Here is a 21,310-nt window from a genome sequence, read left to right as displayed (position 1 = left end):
TTCATGCCATTGCGTGCGCAACCGCCGGTCTATATATCGCAGTGCAACAGCAATCGCGGGCTCGACGGTTCGGGCCCGCGTTTTCGCATTTAAGGCCCAAAACGCCCGGATAAGAGACGCTTCCGATGAAATTGAGAAATATCGCCATCATCGCCCATGTCGACCACGGCAAAACCACCCTGGTCGACAAGCTGCTGCAGCAATCCGGCTCCTTCCGCGACAACCAGCGCGTCGCCGAGCGAGTGATGGACTCCAACGACCTGGAGAAAGAGCGCGGCATCACCATCCTCGCCAAGGCGACCTCCGTCGTCTGGAAGGATACCCGCGTCAACATCGTCGACACGCCGGGCCATGCCGATTTCGGCGGCGAGGTGGAGCGCATCCTCTCCATGGTGGACGGCGCCATTGTGCTGGTCGACGCCGCCGAGGGACCGATGCCGCAGACCAAGTTCGTGGTCGGCAAGGCGCTTCAGATCGGGCTGAAGCCCATCGTCGCCATCAACAAGGTGGACAAGCCCGATGCCCGGCCTGACGCCGTCATCGACGAGGTGTTCGACCTGTTTGCCGCCCTCGATGCGACCAACGAGCAGCTCGACTTCCCGATCCTCTACGGCTCGGCCAAGGAAGGCTGGATGGCCGAAAACCTCGATGCCTCCCATGAGGAGGGCATGGGCCCGCTCTTCGATCTGGTGCTGCGCCATGTCGGCGAGCCGCAGATCGAGGAAGGCCCGTTCCGCATGCTTGGAACGCTGCTGGAGGCGAACCCCTATCTCGGACGCATCATCACCGGCCGCATCGCCTCCGGCACGCTGAAGCCGAACCAGAACATCAAAGTGCTGAATGGCGCCGGCGAAATCGTCGATCAGGGCCGCGTTTCCAAGATCCTCGCCTTCCGCGGCATCGAGCGTCAGCCGGTGGAAGAGGGCGTCGCCGGCGACATCGTCGCCATTGCCGGCCTGACCAAAGGGACCGTCGCCGACACGTTCTGCGACCCCGCCGTCACCGAGCCGATCACCGCTCAGCCGATCGATCCGCCCACCGTCTCCATGACCTTCATGGTCAATGACAGCCCGCTCGCCGGCACCGAGGGCGACAAGGTGACCAGCCGCGTGATCCGCGACCGGCTCCTGCGCGAAGCGGAGGGCAATGTCGCCCTGCGCATCGACGAATCCGACGACAAGGACTCCTTCGTCGTCTCCGGCCGCGGCGAGCTTCAACTGGCCATCCTGATCGAGAATATGCGCCGCGAAGGCTATGAGCTCGGCGTTTCCCGCCCCCGCGTCGTGCTGCACAAGAACGATGCCGGCGAGCTGGAAGAGCCCATCGAGGAGGTCATCATCGACGTCGACGAGGAATTCTCCGGCGCCGTGGTGCAGAAGATGTCGGAGCGCAAGGCCGAGATGGTGGAGATGAAGCCCTCCGGCGGCGGGCGTTTGCGCCTGGTGTTCTACGCCCCGACCCGGGGCCTGATCGGCTATCAGGGCGAGCTGCTGACCGATACCCGCGGCACCGCCATCATGAACCGACTGTTCCACGGCTACGACACCTATCGCGGCGAGATTCCCGGCCGGCGCACCGGCGTTCTGATCTCCACCGATAACGGCGAAGCCGTCGCCTACGCCCTTTGGAATCTGGAAGATCGCGGCCCGATGATGATCGAGCCGGGCTGGAAGGTCTATCAGGGCATGATCGTCGGCGAGCATACCCGCGAGAACGACCTGGAGGTGAATGTGCTGAAGGGCAAGAAGCTCAGCAATATCCGCACCACCTCCAAGGACGAGGCCGTGCGGCTCACCCCGCCGATCAAGATGACCCTGGAGCGTTCGCTGGCCTGGATCGCCGATGACGAGCTGGTCGAGGTGACCCCGAAGGCCATCCGCCTGCGCAAGCGCCATCTCGATCCCAATGAGCGCAAGCGCGCCGAACGGGCCAAAGAGGGGGCTGCTGCGACCGCCTGACGCATGCGTTTTTGCCAAATCTTCCCGGCGATCATTGCCATCTGACCCCGCAGCTTTGGGTTAGAATCCTCATTAGTGTGCAACGCATTCTACCAGGCGTTGCCATTGGCCGCTTCCCCGCGCGGCTCGTTGCGACCACGAACGAATGAGGATTTCTGCATGCTCAAGACGATGACTTTTGCTCTCGCTCTCGCCGGCGCCGTTTCGTTTTCCGGCATCGCCCTCGCCGATGAGGATATCCCGCCTTCCGATGAGGCCGTGGCGAAGATCAAAGAGACCCTGGCCAAGGTCGGCTGCAAGGGCGGCGACTACGATCACGAGAAGTCCGGCATCTACGAGATCGACGATGCCGAGTGCGAGATCGGGCCCTACGACATCAAGCTGGATGAGGATTTCAACATCCTGATGATGTCCCGCGACTAAGCGGAACAATCAAAATAAAAGAGATCGAAAGATCCGAACTCGAATGGGCCGGGCGCCAAACCCGGCCCATTTTTTATTCAAACCGTGCGGGCAATCGCCCAAGCCTGCGGCGATCAAGGGTTGATTCGGAATTTGCCGCGCATTCCCTTTGCGAATCGGGTCTCGGGTGACTAGGCTCAAAGTTATGGAGACCAAGTTAACCCGGATCCGCAGATGCAAGCGTGAAGACGCGATGCGGCTTGCCGAGGTTTACGAGGATGCCTGGCGCAACGCCTATCAGGGCATTATTCCCCATCTTCAGCTCGAACGTCTGATTTCCTTGCGCGGTCCCGCCTGGTGGGAGGATGCCGCCGGGCGCCAGAATCCGCCGCTTGTGGTGGAGCTGAACGGCGAGGCTTTCGGCTACGCGACTTACGGCCAAAGCCGCCAGCGCCGTTCGCCCTTCCGGGGCGAGATTTACGAGATTTATCTCGATCCGGTCTATCAGGGCCTCGGCTTCGGCAGCCGGCTTTTCTCCGCCGCCCGACAGCGCCTGATGGAAGTGAAATTGAAGGGGCTGATGATCTGGGCCCTGGCCGATAACGACGCGGCCTGCTCCTTCTATCTCGGCCTTGGCGGCAAGCCCGTGGCCGAGGGCGCCGAGCGCTTCGGCGAGGCCAATTTGCGCAAGGTTGCATTCGCCTGGCGCTGACGCGTTAAGCATTTGCTAACCGCAACCATTCGGCAGCTCTTAACATCCCTTTGCTAGGACTTGGCGTTCGTCACGCTTGCTATGGGAGCTAACGCACATGTCGGAGGTGGGAGCACGCGACCGCCTGGTCATGGCCGGTCTTATTATCCTGGGCCTTCTTACCGTCGTTGCTGGCATCATGTCCGGCCGCTCGACGCTGCAATATGTCCTGGAATCCGATGCTGGCCAGGCCGTCGAGAACTGGACCAACCTGATCGACGAGAACCTGACCGCAACCGGCACCCTGCCGGGGCAGGTCTTGGGCGAGAACGTGGAGATCATCGCCCCGAAAATCTTGGCCGGGCACACCTCCCCAGGGAATGACACCGCGCCTTTCTCTCGAAACGGCGGCCTCGTCGGCGAACACCAGCGTTCCGTCAACGGTCTGGAAAACTTCGCCCTGCAATGGGTGAGCAAAAGCCGGACGCAAGGGGATGAAGGCTATGTCAGCAAGCTCGGCGGCTTCGCCGTGCTGGCACCCGACCACAGCATCCTCGCCACCGGCGGCAGCTTCAACGGCGATGTTTTGAAAGGTGCCCTAAGCGACGAGACCGTGCGCGACGCGCTCGACACGGCCATTGCCACCGGCAAGACCCAATCCTCCGATTATTTCGACGGAAACGAAGGCAAGCCAATCGCTTTCGTGCCGATCGTCTCCGACGGCAAGCTCGACCGCGTTTACGCCTTCGAGGTGGACCAGAAGGCCGCCGCGGCGATGACCGACGTCGCCCTGACCGTCGTCAGCCTCGCCACCAGCCTGCTGATCGTCATGGGCTTCTCGGTGCCGGCCGTGATCGCCTCCCGCCGCATCCGCGAGCGCTGGCGCGCCGAGGATCAGATCCGCTTCCTCGCCCTGCACGATTCGCTCACCGGCCTGCCCAACCGCCTGCAGCTTCGCCAGACCCTCGACCTTGCCATACTGCGCTGCAAGCGCAACGAAAAGCCCATGGCGGTGCTGGCCCTCGATCTCGACCGTTTCAAGGACATCAACGACACGCTGGGCCACCCGGCGGGCGATGCACTGCTGCAGGAGGTCGCGACGCGGCTGCGCGCCAATGTCCGCGAGGTCGATCTCGTCGGCCGTCTCGGCGGCGACGAATTCACCATCGTTGCCGAGCAGTTGGATTCGCCGGAGGACGTCCTGCCCCTGGCCCGCCGCATCTGTACCGCGCTCGGCGAGACTTACCGTATCGACGGCCATGACGTGATCAGCTCCACCAGCATTGGCATCGCCATTGCGCCGATCGACGGCGAGACCGGCGACCAGCTTCTGAAGAATGCGGACCTCGCGCTTTATCGCGCCAAGCAGGACGGGCGGAACACCTATCGCTTCTTCGAGCCCTCCATGGATGCGGCTCTGCAGAAGCGGCGCCGGCTGGAGAACGACCTGCGCGTCGCCATCCGTAAAAATCAGCTGCATGTCGAGTATCAGCCGCAATTCGATCTGAAGACCGGCACCTTGACCGGCTACGAGGCGCTGGCCCGCTGGCACCATCCGACCGATGGCGATATCCCACCCTCGGTGTTCCTGCCCCTGGCCGAGGAAACCGGGCTGATCGGCCCGATCGGCGAATGGGTGCTGCGCACCGCCGCCGCCTACGCCACCACCTGGCCCAAGGACACCAAGCTGGCGGTCAATCTCTCGCCGGCGCAATTCAAGGTGCAGAACGTCACCGAGATGGTACGCCGGATCCTCGACGAGACCGGATTTGAGCCTCGGCGTCTGGAGCTGGAGATCACCGAGAGCCTGCTTCTGCAGAACAGCGAGACCGTCGTTGGCACCCTTGAGGCCCTCGATCGGCTGGGCGTCTCCATCGCCATGGACGATTTCGGCACCGGCTATTCCAGCCTCAGCTATCTGACCCGCTTCCCGGTGCGGAAGATCAAGATCGACCGCTCCTTTATCGAGACCCTCGGCGAGGACAAGCAGTCGAGCGCCATCGTCAACAGCATTGTCGGCCTCGGCAAATCCCTCGACGTCACCATCACCGCAGAAGGCGTGGAGACCCAGAACCAGGCCGAACTCCTCAAGCGCTGGGGATGCAACGAGGTGCAGGGCTACTTCTTCGGCGGCCCGGAGGATCAGGTCGAGGTCGACCGTCAGGTCCACAGCGAGCAGCAGGACCGGCAGGCCGATGACGAGCAGCAGGTGCATGCCAACCAGCCCGTCCTTGCCGACCGTCAAAGGCAGCGCGACCGGGCCGAGGAACACTCTCTGGTCGCTTGATCCGGCGGCGCGATCCGCCATTTCCATGTCGCAAATACCGCAATGCGCCTCAAACCCGCCGCGATCGATGCGTAGCAGGCTTGTGATGCGGCAACGCACGCCGTAGAAGTGCCCCAAGCGGCGCGCCGATCGGTGCGTTGCTCTCTCGACACCCGTTCGCTAGAACCGGCCGAATGACTGACGAACACGAAATCAGAATAGCGGTGCTCGGCGCGGGCGGCCGCATGGGTCAGGCTTTGACGCGCGCGGTGGCCGAGACCCCCGGCTGCGTCGTCGCCGGCGGCACCGAAACCGAGGGCTCGCCGCTTGTCGGTAAGGATATCGGCGAGGTCGCAGGGATTGAGCCTCTCGGCGTCACCATCACCGACAATCCGGTGCCGCTCTTTGCCGAGGTTCAGGCGGTGCTCGACTTCACCTCGCCGCAGGCCAGCGTCGAATTCGCCGGCCTCGCCGCCCAGGCCCGCATCGTCCACGTGATCGGCACCACCGGCTTCACCGACGATCAGCTGGCTGCGCTGGAAACCGCCGCGCGCCACGCCACCATTATTCGCGCCGGCAATATGAGCATGGGCGTCAATCTCCTCGCCAGCCTCACCGCCAAGGTCGCAGCGGCCCTGGACGACTCCTTCGATATCGAGATTGTTGAGCTGCATCACCGCCATAAGAAGGACGCGCCTTCCGGCACCGCGCTGATGCTGGGCGACGCCGCCGCCAAGGGGCGGGGCGTCTCGCTGAAGGACAAGGCCGTCACCGCCCGCGAAGGCCAGACCGGCCCGCGCCGCGAAGGCGATATCGGCTTCTCCTGCATGCGCGGCGGCGACGTGGTCGGCGAGCACAAGGTGGTCTTCGCCGGACCCGGCGAGCGGATCGAACTCGCGCATATCGCCACCGACCGCAACATCTATGCCCGGGGCGCCGTGCGCGCCGCCCTCTGGGGCCAAGGCAAGGCGCCGGGCATCTACTCCATGGCCGACGTACTCGGACTGTAGGGACGATGACCAAAGGTGCCGAAAGAACGCTTGTCCTCGTGCGCCACGGCCAGAGCGAATGGAACGAGCAGAATCTGTTCACCGGCTGGCATGACGTTGCCCTGACCCCGCGCGGCATCGACGAGGCGCGCGATGCCGGCCGTAAGCTGAAGGAAGAAGGCTTCAAATTCGATATCGCCTTCACCAGCAAGCTCCGCCGTGCGCAGGATACCTTGACCCTGATCCTCGCCGAGCTCGGCCAGAGCGACATCCCGGTGATCCAGGATGAGGCGCTGAACGAGCGCAATTACGGCGATCTCACCGGCCTCAACAAGGCCGATGCGCAAGCCAAATGGGGCGAGGAGCAGGTGCGGCTTTGGCGCCGCTCCTACGAGCTGAACCCGCCCGGCGGCGAGAGCCTGAAAGACACCGCCGCCCGCGTGCTTCCCTATTTCAAAGAGAAGATCCTGCCTGAGATCCTCGCCGGGGAAACCGTGCTGGTTTCGGCCCACGGCAATTCCTTGCGCGCTCTGATCATGTATCTCGACGGCTTCGCCCCGGACGAGATCGAGAAATTCTCGCTGCCCACCGGCGTGCCGCGCATCTACCGGCTGAACGAGAACGGCACCAAGGCGGAAGTTCGCGACCTCGCCAAATAGCGAGGACCGTTAGCGCTGCAGCAGCGCCGCTTCCCAGCCCAGCAGCACGCGCTTTCGCGTCAGCCCCCAATGATACCCGGTGAGCGATCCGCTCTTTCCGAGCACCCGGTGGCACGGCACCACGAAGGACAGCGGATTGCGCCCCACCGCGCGCCCCACTGCGCGCGAGGCCTTCGGGCAGCCGAGATCCGCCGCGATTTTCCCGTAGCTGGTGACCTCGCCGAAGGGAATATCCAGCAGGCGCCGCCACACCCGGATTTCGAAATCGGTGCCGATCAGCGAGATCCGGATGTCCCGCGGCGTCCCGTTCGGAGGCCCGAACAGCGACAGAGCCACCGGCTGGGTCTTCTCAGGCTCGAGATGGTAATGCGCCTTGGGCCAGCGCCCGCACATATCGGCCAGCACACGCGGCCGGTCCTCTTCGTGATCGGCGAAGGCAACCCCGACCAGCCCATGCTGGCTTTGCATCAGAAGAGCGTCGCCGAACGGGGTTTCGTGGAAGCCGTAGGCGATCTCCAGCCCCGCCCCGCCGGTCTTGTAGCTGCCCGGCGTCATCGCCTCTTGCGCCAAGAACAGATCGTGCAGCCGCGACTGGCCCGAAAGCCCAAGCGCATGCGCCGCCCCCATCACGCTCTCCTCTTCGCGCAACAGCCGCTTGGCACGATCCAAGGTCAAAGCCTGCAGGAACAGTTTCGGACTAACCCCGGCCCAGCGGGTGAACAGCCGCTGAAAATGCGCCGAGCTCAAACCGACATGGGCGGCGATAACGGCAAGATCGGGCTGCTCGTCGCGATGCTCGGTGACGAACTTCACCGCCGCGCTGACCCGCGCATAGTCGCTATCGCCCGCCGGAGATGCGAGCGGTGCTGTCTCGTGCTCTGCGCTGTCGATCAAAACATTCATCGGGTCTGCCTCTATGGCAAAACCCTAAGCCAGAGCGGCGACCCTCGGCGACCCGATTCTTGCGATGAAAAGAGATTTGCCGCCCTACGCGACAATAGGAGCCTTGGCGTCGGCCAGAGCCCGGCGCAGCGCGCCGGCGAAATCCTCGCGCTCATCGTCGGTGAGAAACTCCCCAACCACGACCCGCTGCCCATGCGAGATGAAGGACAGCTCGCTGCAGCGTCCGACCCGCGGCTCGACATGGATCCGCACCCAATAGGGATTGAACTGCCAGGCGGTGCGGCGCCCCGAGGGTGCGATCCGTGTCACGGTCAGCGCATCGTCGGTCAGCTCCACCTGCTCGAACAGGCGGCCCGCCTTGTAGCTGGCTTTGAACGCGAAATAGATCAGCGCCACATCGAGGCCAAAAAAGCCCATGATCGGCCAGGCGCCCATCATGTAGAACATCAACCCAGTGCCGAAGCTGATCGCCGAGATCGCGCCCATCAGCACCAAGAACCCTTTGGGGCCGAGGGAACGATGCGGCGTCAAAAGGGCCCGGAACCGGGATTCTGCTTGAGGCGCGCGCGAATGTTCTGTCATAGCTCGATACCGTGAGATTCTAGCATTGGTAAGAACAACGCCGTGGCGGTTCAACCCAAAACCCCGAAATCCAAGCCGAAAAGCCGTAAACCGGCTGCGAAAAAATCGGCAAAATCAGGCAGTTCCAGGGCAAAACCCTGCGGCTCTTTGCTCAGCGAACATCAGATCGACGAGATGTTCGCCCGCTTCCAGAAAGCCAATCCGGACCCCAGAAGCGAGCTCCACTATTCCAGCCCGTTCACTTTGCTGGTCGCCGTGGTGCTCTCCGCGCAGGCCACCGATGCAGGGGTGAACCGTGCCACCCCCGATCTGTTCCGCGTCGCCGACACGCCCGAGAAGCTCTATGCCCTGGGCGAAGAGGCGCTGATCGAGAAGATCAAGACCATCGGCCTGTTCCGTTCCAAGGCCAAACATCTGATCCAGCTCGCCAAGCGGCTGACCGACGAGTATGGCGGCGAAGTCCCCGACAATCGCGAGGCGCTGGAATCGCTGCCCGGCGTCGGCCGCAAGACTGCGAATGTGGTGATGAATGTCGCCTTTGGCGAGCCCACCATCGCCGTCGACACCCATATCTTCCGGGTTTCCAACCGCACCGGCCTTGCCCCCGGCAAGACACCCCTCGATGTGGAGCGCTGCCTGGTAAAGGTAGTGCCCGACAAATACAAGCTCCACGCCCATCACTGGCTGATCCTGCACGGGCGCTATATCTGCAAGGCGCGCAAAGCCGAATGCTATCGCTGCATCGTCTCAGATCTTTGCCTATATGAGCCGAAAACCCCGCCGCCGGGCTAAAAACTGCCGCCAATACAGACAGTTGTAGCGATCCTGCCGATGAGATTTTTAGGGTTTACGGGTTAGCTCGCGGGCGCTGGACCATTCCTTGCCCGGAGTTCCCGATGCGAACCTCTCTACGGAATCTGATCTGTCTCACCGCCGCAGGCTGTCTCGCCTTCGCGCCGGCGGCCAATGCCTGCACCAGCTTCCTGATCAAGACCAAGAACGGCGACCCGGTCTACGGCCGCACCATGGAGTTCGGCATGCCGCTGAACTCGAACATCGCCGTCGTTCCGCGCGGCATCACCTTCGAAGCGAACACCCTGCCCGGAAAGAAGAGCTGGAGCTGGACCGGCAAATACGCCGCCACTGGCATGAACTTCCTCGGCACGCCCAATCTCGTCGATGGCGTCAACGAGAAGGGCCTGGCCGGGGGCATGCTCTACTTCCCCGGTTATGCCGGCTATGTCGATCCGGCAAAGGCCGACCTGGACAAGGCCATGGGCCCTTGGCAGTTCCTCACCTGGGCGCTGACCAATTTCGCCACCGTCGACGAGGTGAAGACTGCGCTCGGCGAGATTCAGATCGGCAATTTCGCACCGCCCTTCAATTTCGGCGGCCAGAAATCGATCCCGCTGCACTACACGCTGCATGATGCGACCGGGAACTCCATCGTCATCGAGCCGATCGACGGTGAGCTGAAGGTCTACGACAATCCGCTCGGCGTCCTCACCAACGCGCCGACCTTCGATTGGCACCTGACCAATCTGAAGAACTACGTGAAGCTTTCGCCCTATCCGGCAGAGCCGCTGAAGATCGACGGTGAAAGCATCACCTCCTTCGGCCAGGGCAGCGGCATGCTGGGCGTGCCCGGCGATTCGACCCCGCCCTCGCGCTTTATCCGCGTGCTCGGCTACTCGATCTCCGCCGCTGTGCAGCCGGACACCGACAAAGCCATCAATACCGCCGAGCATATCCTGAACAATTTCGACCTGATGGAAGGCTATTCCCGGCCCGGCACCGCCGCCCCCGACGACATCACCCAGTGGAGCGGCATCGCCGACCTGAAGGGCAAGCGCTACCTCTTCAAGACCTACGAGGACCAGACCTTGCGGCAAGTCGATCTCAACGATTTCGATCTCGACGGCAAGAAGCTGATCGAAATCCCGATCGCTCAGACCAATGAGATCCCCAAGGTCAAAGCGCCGAAGGGTAAAGACTCCGCAAGCCTTCAGCAGTAGCGGCAAGACAAGAGCCGTAGCGACAGGACGAGGGCCGTGCCGATTGCACGGCCCTTTTTCGTTTCCGGTGTATCCGGTCCGGCTCCCCCTTGCGGCCCATCGCCCACCGTTCTCGCCGGCGAGGCCAGACAGACAGATCTCGCCGAGAAAAACGCGAGATAGGAACAATTGTCCCTATCGGATAAGCCAAGTTCTTTAGAGTCAGGGGGTTAGATGTCGCCCAGTTTTGGAATTCAGACCGGAGCGACTTCGAATGTTACGAACTCTGCGCAATTTTGCGTGCCTTACCGCCGCCGCCTCGCTGGCCTTTGCGCCGACGGCCAATGCCTGCACAAGCTTTCTGATCAAGACCAAGAACGGCGACCCGATCTATGGCCGCACCATGGAATACGCCGTTCCGCTGAAATCGGAGATCGTTGTCGTGCCCCGCGGCTACGAATACGAGGCCGCGACCGAATCCGGCAAGGGCGGCTGGACCTGGAAGGCAAAATACGCCGCCACCGGCATGAATGCTGTCGACACTCCGTTCATCGTCGACGGCATGAACGAGAAAGGCCTCACCGGCGGCATGCTCTATTTTCCCGGCTATGTCGGCTATGTCCCGGCCGATAAGGCCGACGCGGAGAAGGCCATGGGCCCCTGGCAGTTCCTAAGCTGGGCGCTGACCAATTTCGCCACCACCGACGAGGTCAAGAAGGCGCTCGCCAATATCCAGCTCGCCGACTTCCCGCTCCCCTTCAAGATCGGCTCCGTCACCTCGCTCCCGCTGCACTACACGCTGCACGATACGGACGGGAACTCCATCGTGATCGAGCCGGTCGACGGCAAGCTCAAGGTCTATGACAACCCGCTCGGCGTGATGACCAACGCGCCCGGCTTCGATTGGCACCTGACCAATCTGAAGAATTACGTGAAGCTGTCTCCGGTGAACGTACCGCCGCTGAAGATCGACGGCGAGAGCATCGCCTCCTTCGGACAGGGCAGCGGCATGCTGGGCGTTCCCGGCGATCCGACCCCGCCTTCGCGCTTCATCCGCGCTCTGGGCTACGCCATCTCGGCGCAAGTCCAGCCGGACACCGATAGCGGCGTGCGCATGGCCGAGCATATCGTCAACAATTTCGACATCCCGGCCGGCTTCGTTCAGGAAGGCAAAGGCGTCAACGAGATCACCGAGTGGTCGACCGTCGCCGACATGACCGGTCTTCGCTACTACTTCAAGACCGAGGATTATCAGGCCCTGCGGGAAGTCGATCTGAAGGATTTCGATCTCGACGCCAAGGAGATGGTGTCGATCCCGGTCGACCAGAGCTACGAAATCCCCAAGCTGGAGATGCCGCGCAGCTAAGCGTCGCCTGACCAGGATAGAAAATCCGAAGGGCCGTGCCGGCAAGGCGCGGCCCTTCTTTTGTGGCAACCGGTAATCTAGAGATAGGGGTTGTCGTCTTCTTCCACATGCTGGAGAAGAACATCACCATTTTCTTGAATCGTGAAGATCACGATTAACGGAGGAACTCCCTCTATCCGTCTCGTCCGAGCATACCGAAAGCTGCACCAATCATTTTCATGGTATTCAAATCCATATGGATTCCGATATAACGCTTCTATTATTGGCTCCATCGCCTTGTCGATAGCACGATAGCCTCCAAGGGCTAAAACAGCGTCTTCAAAGCTATCTGCTTCTTTAATTTCACGCACTATCTACTCAGAGTACCATTCTGACGTTCTGCCTATCTCGGAGAGCTTCGAAAGCTTCTTCTCCGATAATGGTTCGTCAGAGAAATAGGCGGCTTGGTAAGGGATTGGCTCACCATCTTTCCGAGTCTTCCAAGCAATGCCGTGCGACTGGTCGCTGCTCTCAGTTCCTGTCATATCTCGATAATGAGAGATTGATTCATCCAAATAATCGAGATCTTCCCGACTAAAGAAGTTTAAGACTGGTCGGCCCTTTGCTACAGGACGCTTTTCCGAAAACCTACCCATCTTATTCACAATAAATATCAGATTGCCTTCCGAAGCTAACTCCCGAAGCAACGGTGGCATTTCTACAGGCGCAGGGCCATTTTCTAATCGTTGATACTGCCGACCAGTGACGGGCTGTCCACGCTCATAGAAAGAGCGAAAATCAGCACGCCACAGTGTCTTATTGAGTTTGATCAGTCCGAAATAACGGAACTCGGCGCAACGCTCCGAGACATAGAGTATTGCCTCCTTAAGCCTCCTCTGGCCTTCAGGTAGATCGACTTTATACAAAGCTTGCTGATCGTACTTCTCGAAAACTGTCATGTGATTCTCTCCAGAGAATCACATTATCGCGCTCTTGACTCGGGAGCAAGATTGTTGCAGCTCCCGATCTTGCGCTGATTCTTGAAAGGTTGTAGCCGCACTCCGCCCTCTTTGGGGTGGCGGCTAAGTCAGGCCGGCGCCGCTGCCAGCCTCTTGCGTTCCAGCCGCTTATAGGCATGCACCATGAAGGCGGTGGCAAACAGCGGCGTCGCCAAATTCAGGATCGGCACCGAGGCGAAAGCGGCGATGATCATCCCGCACAGGACCACATAGACCCCGTTCTGCTGGCGCAGCGCCTTCGCGTCCTTCGCCGGCATGTAGCGCATCGCCACCATCTCGAAGAATTCCCGTCCCAGCAGATAGCCGTTGCCGAGATAGAAGGCGATCAGGTTGATCCCCGGCACCAGCAGCAGAAACAGGATTAGGATATTCACCCCGATCACCACGAAGAAGAACCGCACCGCCAGCCACACCGACTCGGCGACCGGCATCTCGTGCCCAGGCGCATCTTGCGGGTAGTGGGTCTCCTCCACGGTGAGCGCGATATCGTCGAGATAGAGCCCTGCGATCAGCGACGACACCGCCGGGATCAGGAACATCGAGGCCACCACCAGCACCAGACCGCCGAGCCACTGGATGGTGCTCTCGATCCAATCGGGCAGCGCGACGAAATGGCCGAAGCTCCATTCCAGACCGGCGATCAGCAACGCCAAAAGCGCGATGGTGAAGAACAGGGTCCGCAACGCCACCGAGCGGAAAGGCGGGGTGAACAGGTCGTGAAAGGCTTGAATGGCGGCGTTGATCATGAGCAATTCCGTAATTATAGGCAGCGCGACTATAGTGTTGCGTCGGTCGTGGCGTCAGACAGAACAGACAGATAAGCGATCAACAAGAAAAGTTTGAGAGGACGAATATGGGCGATCGAACCTATGACGTGGTGGGCATTGGCAATGCCGTGGTCGATATCATTTCCCGCGTCGAGGATAGCTTCCTCACCAAGCACGACCTGCAAAAGGGCTTCATGCAGCTGATCGAGGAAGGCGCCATCGCCAAGCTCTATGACGATATGGGCCCGGCCATCGAGCGCTCCGGAGGCTCCGCCGCCAACACCATCGCCGGCATCGCCTCCTTCGGGGCCAAGACCGGCTTCATCGGCAAGGTCGGCGGCGACGAGTTCGGCGACATCTTCCGCCACGACGTCCGCTCCCTCGGCGTCGCCTTCGATACCGCGCCGCTCCCCGGCGATATGGGCACCGGCCGCTGCCTGGTGCTGGTCACCCCCGATGGCGAGCGCACCATGAGCACCTTTCTCGGCGCCGGCACCGGCTTCCAGTCCTCCGACCTCGACAAGGAAATGATCGAGGCCGCCAAGATCATCTTCCTGGAAGGCTATCTCTACGATCAGCCCGAGGCGAAGAAGGCCTTCCACGAGGCGGCGGAGATCGCTCAGGCCGCTGGTACCAAAGTGGCGCTGACCTTGTCGGATGCGTTCTGCGTCGACCGCCACCGCGAGGATTTCCTCAAGCTGGTGAAGCAGGGCGCCGATATCGTCTTCGCCAACGAGAAGGAGGCGACCGCGCTCTACGAGGTGAACAGCGTCGACGAAGCGGCCCAAAATCTCGCCGCCGATTGCGAGCTCGCCATCCTGACCCGCTCCGAAGAGGGCTCGATGATCCTCGCCTCCGGCTACCGGGTCGACGTTCCCGCCGCCTGGGTCGAGGAGGTGGTCGACGTCACCGGCGCCGGCGATCTCTATGCGGCGGGCTTTCTCTACGGGCTCTCGACTGGCGAACCGCTGGAGACCTGCGGCAAGCTCGGCAGCCTGGCGGCGGCCGAAATCATCTCCCATATCGGCGCCCGGCCGGAGATCGAATTGAAGACACTGTTGCCCGGAGTCCTCAGCTAACCAATTGACAAAGGACCCAAAAATCGGTGACGCTCTTGTCACGCATGGTTAATCGTTACGATTAATCAACGCGTAGGGGCTATGCTCGCAAGAGCGACGGTTTGAGGGGACAATTCATGCGGGAATTGTTGAGGCCAATGGCCGGTGTCTTCACCGGATTGGCGGGGGTTTTGCTGGCGCATAGCGCCGTAGCCCAGGATATTTCTATGCCCGGCGTCGCCACCGCGGAGATCGGCCAGGCCGAAATCTCCATCGGCGGCGGCGTTGGCCGTCTGAACCTGCCCGATGTCAAATACGGCACCAAGGTGAACGGCGCCGGCAACACGGTGCATCGGTTCTCCAACAGCAACGACTATCGCAGCGAATTCGGCGGCGCCATTATCGGCGACGTGCTGGTGCCGTGGAACGAGACCAGCGCCATCGCCTTCAGCGGATTCTGGGTCGGCGTCGATCAGGACGACACCTCCCGCTGCCAGGCCACCGGCGCCAGCAGCTGCCAGGTCAGCCGCATCGGCGGCGGCGGGGCCAACCCGGCCTTCACCGGCAACACCCTGACCGAGCGCGCCTCCCGCGACGTCGATCACTGGGGTACCCAGCTCGAAGGGCGCTATTACGTCACCGGCGTGCCGGGTAACGCCTTCTTCAACGCCAGCTATGTGGCGCTCGGCGGCGATATCCGCGCCATCAACCAGGATACCTCGATCAAGTTCACGCCGGGCACCGGCGGGCAGTTCGCCCGCTACGGCGAGAGCCTGGACACCACCTATTACGGTGGCTACGTGGCCTTGGGCGGCGACTATGCCTGGCCCATCATCAGCAACATGACCGGCGGGCTGGGCTTCGAATCCTCGTTCAAGGGCTATGTCGGCGTCTACTCGGCCGATGCCGACTATAACGGCAGGCTTTCCGGCGCCGCCGCCAGCAAGCTGGGGCTTTCCACCACCGAGACGTCGGTGATCGCCGGCCTGACGCTGGAGACCCGCAAGGAGTTCACCCCGCGCACCAGCCTCTCGCTGGTCACCACCCACGAATATTATTCCTGGGTGCCGGATATGGAATATTTCGATCCGAGCGGCGGCCGCGGCAAGACGGTGATCGGCGATGGCGACGCCTATTCCAACCGCACCACCTTGCGGCTGAATATCGGCCTCGGCCCCGACGCGCTCTACTACAAGTAGCTCAGGAAAACGGCGGCTGTAGCGCTTGGCGCTACAGCTTCCGCAAGGCGATCAGCTCCACCGCGTGATCCGGCGCCTTGGTCAGGATCAGATCGGCGCGCTGCCGTGTGGGCAGGATATTCTCCCGCAAGTTCGCCAGGTTGATGCTCCGCCAGATGGCGAGGCCGATATCCTGCGCATCCTCGTCGGAGATATCCGCATAGCGGTGGAAATAGGAGGCGGGATCCCGGAACGCGGTCTGCCGAAGCCGCATGAAGCGCTCCATATACCAGCGCTCGATCAGCGATTCCTCCGCATCGATGAAGATCGAAAAATCGAAGAAATCCGAGACGAAGGGGATCGCCTTGCCGTCGGCGGGCAGGCGCTTGGCCGGCTGCAGCACGTTCAGCCCTTCGACGATGACGATATCGGGACGTTCGATCTCGATGAACTGGCCCGGCATCTTGTCGTAGATCAGATGCGAATAGACCGGCGCTCTGACGTGGGAGCGGCCCGATTTCACATCGGCGAGGAAGGTGAGCAGGGCGGCCAGATCGTAGCTTTCCGGAAAACCCTTCCGATCCATCAGCCCCTTGTCTTCCAGCACCGCATTGGCGAACAGAAATCCGTCCGTCGGCACCAGATCGACCTTCGGATGGCTCGGCCAGCGCGATAGCAGCGCCTGCAGCACGCGCGCCGTGGTGCTCTTCCCCACCGCCACGCTGCCGGCAAGCCCGATGATGAACGGCATCTTCTCGTCGGCCTTGCGCAGGAAATCCGCCGAGGCCCGATGCAGCGACTGCGCCCCCTCGACATAGAGGTTCAGCAGGCGGCTGAGCGGCAGATAGACCTCGACCACCTCCTGCGAGGAGACCCGCTCGGTGAGACCGCTGAGGCTTTCCAGCTCCGGATCGCTCAGCGGCATCGGCGTGTCGGCGCGCAGCCTCGCCCATTCTTCGCGGTTGAAGAAGGAGTAGGGCGAATAGTCGATATTGGGACGCGGATTCATGGCCCGAGGCTCAGCGCCCGCTCTTCCGCTGGCGCTTTTCCTCCAGCCCGGAGACACCGACCCGGGTCTCCAGCACCGCCAGCACGTCGGAAAGCGGGATGTTGCGGCACTCCAGCACCACCAGCAGGTGATAGAGGAGATCCGCCGCCTCGCCCGTGAGCGCCTTATCGTCCTCCGAAAGCGCCGCGATCACCACTTCGACCGCCTCTTCGCCAAGCTTCTTGCAGGGCTTCTTCGGCCCGGCATCGAGCAGCCGCTTGGTATAGGAGGTCTCCGGATCGGCATCGCGCCGCTGTTTGATGGTCGCGGCAAGCTGTTCGAGAATAGTGCTCATTTGGGGCTCATACACCGAAAAGCCGTGTGAGGGGAATGGGATAGCCGATTAGCCGTCCAGACGCATGGCAAGACCGGCCTCGGCCATACGGCGTTTGGCATCGCCGATCGAGTATTCGCCGAAATGGAAGATCGAGGCGGCCAGCACGGCGCTGGCATGGCCGTCGCGCACCCCTTCCACCAGATGATCCAGCGTACCGACGCCGCCGGAGGCGATCACCGGCACCGAAACCGCATCGGCAATGGCTTTTGTCAGCTCCAGGTCGAACCCGGCCTTAGTGCCGTCCCGGTCCATGGAGGTGAGCAGGATCTCGCCGGCGCCCAGCGCCACGACTTCCTTGGCGAATTCGATGGCATCGATCCCGGTCGGCTCGCGCCCGCCATGGGTGAAGATCTCCCAGCGCGGCGGCTCGTCTTCGCCCGAAACCCGCTTGGCGTCGATGGCGACGACGATGCATTGCGAGCCGAACTTCTCCGCCGCTTCCTTCACGAAGGGCCGGTTCTTCACCGCAGCCGTGTTGATCGACACCTTATCCGCCCCGGCCTCCAGCAATTTGCGGATATCCTCCAGCGTGCGCACCCCGCCGCCGACGGTCAGCGGCATGAAGCAGCGCTCCGCCGTCCGCTCCACCACGTCGAAGATCACGTCGCGATCCTCGTGGCTGGCGGTGATGTCGAGGAAGCAGAGCTCGTCGGCCCCGGCGGCATCATAGGCGGTCGCCGCCTCCACCGGATCGCCGGCATCGCGCAAATCGACGAAATTCACGCCTTTGACGACGCGGCCGTCCTTCACATCGAGACAGGGTATGACGCGGACTTTTAACATGGCTCGCCAGACTTGATGACACGAGGGACGGGCAGAGCCCGTTTTCCCCAACCTTCTAAACCCCGCAGGCGATTTGATCCAGTCGCCCATCGACTTCGGCGAATCGCCGCACCTATACTTTTTAGGGCAGCGAATCGATGGACACGCTCAACACCATTTTCGGCGTCACGGGTCAGGTCTCGCTGGCCCAGGAATGCGCGCGCGCTGCGATCATCTTCCTCTACGGCCTCTTGCTGATCCGCTTGAGCGGCCGGCGCACCTTCGGCACCTGGTCGGCGCTGGATGTGATCGTCTCGGTGACGGCAGGCTCGGCCCTGAGCCGGGCGCTGACCGGCAATTCGCCGCTTTTCGGCACCATGGCCGCCGTCGCCGTGCTGATGGCGCTGCACTGGCTGCTCGCCCAGATCGTCTCCCGCAACCGCCAGGCCGCCGATCTTCTCGAAGGCCGGCCCATCGTCCTGGTCCAGGACGGACAGGTGAACGAGAAGGAGCGCACCCGCCACGGCGTTTCGGATTACGACATCGCCGAGGCGCTGCATCGCTGCGGCATCCAGAGCATGAACGAGGCTCAGCTCATCACCCTGGCGCCCAACGGCACCATCAACGTGATCCCGAAGAAGGCGTGAGGCGCGGTGTCAGCGCGGCAGCGCGGCAGCGGCGATCAGCGACAGCGCCTCTTCCGGATCGAGCCGCCCGTCATACAGCGCCCGGCCCGCAATCGCGCCCTCGAGCATGGCGTATTCCGGCTGCAGCAGCCGCTTCACATCCTCGATGGAGGCGAGCCCGCCCGAGGCGATGACCGGGATCGAGACGGTTTTTGCCATCTCGGCGCAGGCCTCTAGGTTGAGCCCCTTCAGCACCCCATCGCGGGAAATATCGGTGTAGATGATGGCGGCGACCCCGGCATCCTCGAAACGCTGCGCCAGCTCGAGCGCCGAAAGCTCGCTCACCTCGGCCCAGCCTTCGATGGCGACCTTGCCGTCCTTGGCGTCGATCCCAACCGCGACCTTGCCCGGAAACCGCTTGCAGGCCTCCCGCACCAGATCCGGATCGCGCACCGCGGCGGTCCCCAAGATCACCCGGGTGATCCCCTTCTCCAGCCACATCTCGATGGTGGCGAGATCGCGGATGCCGCCGCCGAGCTGCGCCGGGATCTTGATCGCCTCCAAAATCCCGTCCACCGCCGCGCCATTCACCGGCTTACCCTCGAAGGCGCCGTTGAGGTCGACGATATGCAGAAAGCGGAACCCCTGCAGGGCGAAGGTCTCGGCCTGGGCGATGGGCTCCTTGTTGAACACCGTGGCCTGATCCATCTCGCCCTGGATCAGCCGCACGCATTGCCCGTCTTTCAGATCGATCGCGGGAAACAGGATCATGGGCGCCACCTCAGGAAATTGGCGATCAGGGCAAGACCGAGCGTCTGGCTCTTCTCGGGGTGAAACTGGCTGCCGGCGATATTGTCCTTTGCCACCAGCGCGGTCAGCGGTCCGCCGTAATCGGTGGTCGCGACCAGCGCGTGCCCGTCCTCCGGCACGAAGTGATAGGAGTGGACGAAATAAGCATTCAGCCCGTCCGGCCCGGTCGGGATCCCGTCGAGAAGCGCATGCTCGCGCACCAGATCCAGCGTGTTCCAGCCCATATGCGGGATCTTGAGGCTCGGATCGCTGGGCTCGATGGCGCGCACCTCGCCGGGAATCCAGTTCAGCCCCGGCGCCTCGCCATGCTCCAGACCGCGCGTGGCCAGAAGCTGCATCCCGACGCAAATGCCAAGGAACGGCTTGCCCTTCTGGCGCACCGCCTCGTCCAGCGCATCCGCCATGCCCGGCACCGCCATCAGTCCGGCGCGGCAATCGGCGAACGCCCCGACGCCGGGCAGCACGACGCGCTCCGCCGTCAGCACCACCTCCGGATCGGAAGTGACTTTTATCTGGTGCCCGCTGCTGCTCTCCGACGCTGCGCGCTCGAAAGCCTTGGCGGCGGAATGGAGATTGCCGGAGCCGTAATCGATGATGGCGAGATGCACGGGGGAAACTCTTAAGCTCGCGGGAAAGACCCGATGATTTCGTTATGCTCCGGGGCAGGGGCGGCGCTCGTGCGCCTCGTCGTCGTAACAGAAGCTGCTTTGGCCGCACTGACCTTGCCGCCAGCGCCCGCCGGCCGCGCCACGCGGGCATGCCCCGGCAGCCAGTCGCGGAAGAAGGCGAACTCCGCCGCCTCGCGATTGCGCCCATGAGTAATGCCGGCAACCGCATAGCCCCGGCGGAGCAGCATATTACGGCGCAAACCGTTTGCCTCCAGCGCAAAGAACACCAGCGCCCCGAACACAACCACGCTCTGCGTCGCCTCGCTCAGCTTCAGCGCCGGCAGGATTTCGCCCAAACCGAGGAAAACCACGATGAAACAAGCCAGCTCGATCCACATGCGGTGATAGATCAGCCAGATCCAGGAGAAGAAGAAGGCCGGCCAGGAGAAGCCTTCCTTCACGAAGGCGAGCGTCTCGGCGCGCGCCACGACGTCTTCGGGAGCGTTGCCAGGTTCAAACACCGAATAAAGCGCCACGGAATTCAGAACTCCTAAGCTCCGGCAGGTCTTGTCAGGCCCGCCGTCTCGATCTTCGCCGAACCGCCCAAACCGAACCGCTCAAGGGCCCAGTCTAGAGCTGGCCCTTCTAGAGCTGGCCCTTGGTCGAAGGCACGCGGCCCGCTTGCCGCTCGTCGATGGCGATCGCCTGGCGAAGCGCGCGCGCCAGCGCCTTATAGCAGGTCTCGGCGATATGGTGGTTATTCTCGCCGTAAAGATTTGTCACATGCAGCGTGATGCCAGCGTTCTGCGCGAAGGCCTGGAACCACTCGCGGAACAGCTCGGTGTCCATCTCGCCCACCTTGGCGCGGGAAAACTCCACCTCCCAGACGAGAAAGGGCCGCCCCGAAACGTCGACGGCGACGCGAGTCAAAGTCTCGTCCATCGGCAGATAGCAGGAGGCATAGCGGGTGATGCCGCGCTTATCGCCCAGCGCCTTTGCGAACGCCTGGCCCAACACGATGCCGCTATCTTCCGTGGTGTGGTGCTGATCGATATGCAGATCGCCCTTCGCCTCTAAGGTGATGTCGATCAGCGAATGGCGCGACAGCTGCTCGATCATATGGTCGAGGAAGCCCACCCCGGTCTTCACGTCGTAAGACCCGGTGCCGTCGAGATCGATCGCCGCGGAGATCTCGGTCTCGGCGGTCTTGCGCTCGATTTCGGCGCGGCGCGGCGCGCCGGAACCCGCGTCCGTGTTAAGCTTTTTCTGCATATTCGCCATCATAGAGTAGGGGCGTTAGCAATTTGC

The 21,310-nt window shown here is 62.4% G+C and carries 24 protein-coding genes; 12 read left to right on the top strand and 12 right to left on the bottom strand.

What is annotated here, in order from left to right; translation table 11 throughout:
- The first annotated feature begins 125 nt into the window (after positions 1-125).
- The 6 genes from typA (at position 126) to HT051_RS01835 (ending at position 6,965) form a co-directional block, all read left to right on the top strand.
- The gene (gene typA / locus HT051_RS01860) at positions 126-1,958 is read left to right on the top strand and encodes a translational GTPase TypA (protein WP_174540460.1); all 1,833 of its coding nucleotides are present in this window, start codon (positions 126-128) and stop codon (positions 1,956-1,958) included.
- Positions 1,959-2,117: 159 nt separating this feature from the next.
- Positions 2,118-2,381, top strand: a complete 264-nt coding sequence (locus HT051_RS01855) for a hypothetical protein (RefSeq protein ID WP_174540459.1) — start codon at positions 2,118-2,120, stop codon at positions 2,379-2,381.
- A gap of 184 nt (positions 2,382-2,565) precedes the next feature.
- On the top strand, positions 2,566-3,072 hold the full coding sequence (locus tag HT051_RS01850) for a GNAT family N-acetyltransferase (RefSeq protein ID WP_174540458.1): 507 nt from the start codon (positions 2,566-2,568) through the stop codon (positions 3,070-3,072).
- Positions 3,073-3,169: 97 nt separating this feature from the next.
- The gene (locus HT051_RS01845) at positions 3,170-5,338 is read left to right on the top strand and encodes a bifunctional diguanylate cyclase/phosphodiesterase (protein ID WP_174540457.1); all 2,169 of its coding nucleotides are present in this window, start codon (positions 3,170-3,172) and stop codon (positions 5,336-5,338) included.
- Positions 5,339-5,511: 173 nt separating this feature from the next.
- Positions 5,512-6,327 (top strand): 4-hydroxy-tetrahydrodipicolinate reductase, encoded by an 816-nt coding sequence (gene dapB, locus HT051_RS01840; RefSeq protein WP_174540456.1) that lies wholly within the window; start codon positions 5,512-5,514, stop codon positions 6,325-6,327.
- 5 nt (positions 6,328-6,332) lie between these two features.
- The gene (locus tag HT051_RS01835; RefSeq protein WP_174540455.1) at positions 6,333-6,965 is read left to right on the top strand and encodes a 2,3-bisphosphoglycerate-dependent phosphoglycerate mutase; all 633 of its coding nucleotides are present in this window, start codon (positions 6,333-6,335) and stop codon (positions 6,963-6,965) included.
- Positions 6,966-6,974: 9 nt separating this feature from the next.
- Here HT051_RS01835 and HT051_RS01830 read toward each other — a convergent pair whose 3' ends face one another.
- Positions 6,975-7,868: a bifunctional helix-turn-helix domain-containing protein/methylated-DNA--[protein]-cysteine S-methyltransferase gene (locus HT051_RS01830; protein ID WP_174540454.1), complete on the bottom strand. Its 894-nt coding sequence runs from the start codon at positions 7,866-7,868 to the stop codon at positions 6,975-6,977.
- Positions 7,869-7,952: 84 nt separating this feature from the next.
- Positions 7,953-8,354 (bottom strand): DUF2244 domain-containing protein, encoded by a 402-nt coding sequence (locus HT051_RS01825; RefSeq protein WP_246810279.1) that lies wholly within the window; start codon positions 8,352-8,354, stop codon positions 7,953-7,955.
- A gap of 138 nt (positions 8,355-8,492) precedes the next feature.
- Here HT051_RS01825 and nth point away from each other — a divergent pair, with 138 nt between their 5' ends.
- The 3 genes from nth (at position 8,493) to HT051_RS01810 (ending at position 11,810) form a co-directional block, all read left to right on the top strand.
- On the top strand, positions 8,493-9,242 hold the full coding sequence (gene nth / locus HT051_RS01820; RefSeq protein ID WP_246810140.1) for an endonuclease III: 750 nt from the start codon (positions 8,493-8,495) through the stop codon (positions 9,240-9,242).
- Positions 9,243-9,346: 104 nt separating this feature from the next.
- A complete protein-coding gene (locus tag HT051_RS01815; RefSeq protein ID WP_174540452.1) occupies positions 9,347-10,465 on the top strand; it encodes a linear amide C-N hydrolase in 1,119 nt (372 codons plus the stop codon).
- A 253-nt stretch (positions 10,466-10,718) separates the two neighbouring features.
- Entirely contained in the window at positions 10,719-11,810 is a 1,092-nt protein-coding gene (locus HT051_RS01810) for a linear amide C-N hydrolase (protein ID WP_174540451.1), read from the top strand.
- 77 nt (positions 11,811-11,887) lie between these two features.
- On the opposite strand, the gene HT051_RS01805 is transcribed toward HT051_RS01810, so the two are convergent.
- From HT051_RS01805 to HT051_RS01795, 3 genes are all read right to left on the bottom strand, one after another.
- The gene (locus tag HT051_RS01805) at positions 11,888-12,160 is read right to left on the bottom strand and encodes a hypothetical protein (RefSeq protein WP_174540450.1); all 273 of its coding nucleotides are present in this window, start codon (positions 12,158-12,160) and stop codon (positions 11,888-11,890) included.
- A gap of 3 nt (positions 12,161-12,163) precedes the next feature.
- On the bottom strand, positions 12,164-12,748 hold the full coding sequence (locus tag HT051_RS01800) for a Panacea domain-containing protein (protein WP_174540449.1): 585 nt from the start codon (positions 12,746-12,748) through the stop codon (positions 12,164-12,166).
- Between the two features lie 128 nt (positions 12,749-12,876).
- On the bottom strand, positions 12,877-13,554 hold the full coding sequence (locus HT051_RS01795) for a sulfate transporter family protein (RefSeq protein WP_174540448.1): 678 nt from the start codon (positions 13,552-13,554) through the stop codon (positions 12,877-12,879).
- A 107-nt stretch (positions 13,555-13,661) separates the two neighbouring features.
- Between HT051_RS01795 and HT051_RS01790 the strand changes: the two genes are divergently transcribed.
- Together HT051_RS01790 and HT051_RS01785 are read left to right on the top strand one after the other, a co-directional pair.
- On the top strand, positions 13,662-14,654 hold the full coding sequence (locus tag HT051_RS01790; RefSeq protein WP_174540447.1) for an adenosine kinase: 993 nt from the start codon (positions 13,662-13,664) through the stop codon (positions 14,652-14,654).
- Between the two features lie 137 nt (positions 14,655-14,791).
- Entirely contained in the window at positions 14,792-15,832 is a 1,041-nt protein-coding gene (locus HT051_RS01785) for a hypothetical protein (protein ID WP_174540446.1), read from the top strand.
- Positions 15,833-15,863: 31 nt separating this feature from the next.
- On the opposite strand, the gene coaA is transcribed toward HT051_RS01785, so the two are convergent.
- Genes coaA through hisF form a run of 3 tightly spaced genes read right to left on the bottom strand, consistent with a single transcriptional unit; the run spans position 15,864 to position 17,979 of the window.
- On the bottom strand, positions 15,864-16,820 hold the full coding sequence (gene coaA, locus HT051_RS01780) for a type I pantothenate kinase (RefSeq protein ID WP_174540445.1): 957 nt from the start codon (positions 16,818-16,820) through the stop codon (positions 15,864-15,866).
- 10 nt (positions 16,821-16,830) lie between these two features.
- Positions 16,831-17,154 carry a phosphoribosyl-ATP diphosphatase gene (locus HT051_RS01775; protein ID WP_174540444.1) on the bottom strand — a complete coding sequence of 108 codons (324 nt, stop codon included), beginning with the start codon at positions 17,152-17,154 and terminating at the stop codon, positions 16,831-16,833.
- Between the two features lie 48 nt (positions 17,155-17,202).
- Positions 17,203-17,979 carry an imidazole glycerol phosphate synthase subunit HisF gene (gene hisF, locus HT051_RS01770; RefSeq protein WP_174540443.1) on the bottom strand — a complete coding sequence of 259 codons (777 nt, stop codon included), beginning with the start codon at positions 17,977-17,979 and terminating at the stop codon, positions 17,203-17,205.
- Between the two features lie 137 nt (positions 17,980-18,116).
- Here hisF and HT051_RS01765 point away from each other — a divergent pair, with 137 nt between their 5' ends.
- On the top strand, positions 18,117-18,605 hold the full coding sequence (locus HT051_RS01765) for a DUF421 domain-containing protein (RefSeq protein ID WP_174540442.1): 489 nt from the start codon (positions 18,117-18,119) through the stop codon (positions 18,603-18,605).
- Positions 18,606-18,614: 9 nt separating this feature from the next.
- Here the strand turns inward: HT051_RS01765 and hisA are convergent, their stop codons facing one another.
- The 4 genes from hisA to hisB form a co-directional block, all read right to left on the bottom strand.
- Complete coding sequence (gene hisA, locus HT051_RS01760) at positions 18,615-19,355, bottom strand: 1-(5-phosphoribosyl)-5-[(5-phosphoribosylamino)methylideneamino]imidazole-4-carboxamide isomerase (protein ID WP_174540441.1); 741 nt, start codon at positions 19,353-19,355, stop codon at positions 18,615-18,617.
- Positions 19,352-20,002 (bottom strand): imidazole glycerol phosphate synthase subunit HisH, encoded by a 651-nt coding sequence (hisH, locus tag HT051_RS01755; protein ID WP_174540440.1) that lies wholly within the window; start codon positions 20,000-20,002, stop codon positions 19,352-19,354. The genes hisA and hisH overlap by 4 nt, the downstream gene beginning before the upstream one ends.
- 11 nt (positions 20,003-20,013) lie before the next feature.
- Positions 20,014-20,523 carry a DUF2628 domain-containing protein gene (locus tag HT051_RS01750; RefSeq protein WP_174540439.1) on the bottom strand — a complete coding sequence of 170 codons (510 nt, stop codon included), beginning with the start codon at positions 20,521-20,523 and terminating at the stop codon, positions 20,014-20,016.
- A 124-nt stretch (positions 20,524-20,647) separates the two neighbouring features.
- Positions 20,648-21,274, bottom strand: coding sequence for an imidazoleglycerol-phosphate dehydratase HisB (gene hisB / locus HT051_RS01745; protein ID WP_174540438.1), 627 nt, complete (start codon positions 21,272-21,274; stop codon positions 20,648-20,650).
- Between the last annotated feature and the right edge of the window lie 36 nt (positions 21,275-21,310).

It is taken from the genome of Methyloligella sp. GL2, from assembly GCF_013341275.1.
GTDB lineage: Bacteria > Pseudomonadota > Alphaproteobacteria > Rhizobiales > Methyloligellaceae > Methyloligella.
The sequence above is the reverse complement of the archived record's forward strand: the minus strand, read 5'-3'. Positions and strand labels throughout refer to the sequence as shown.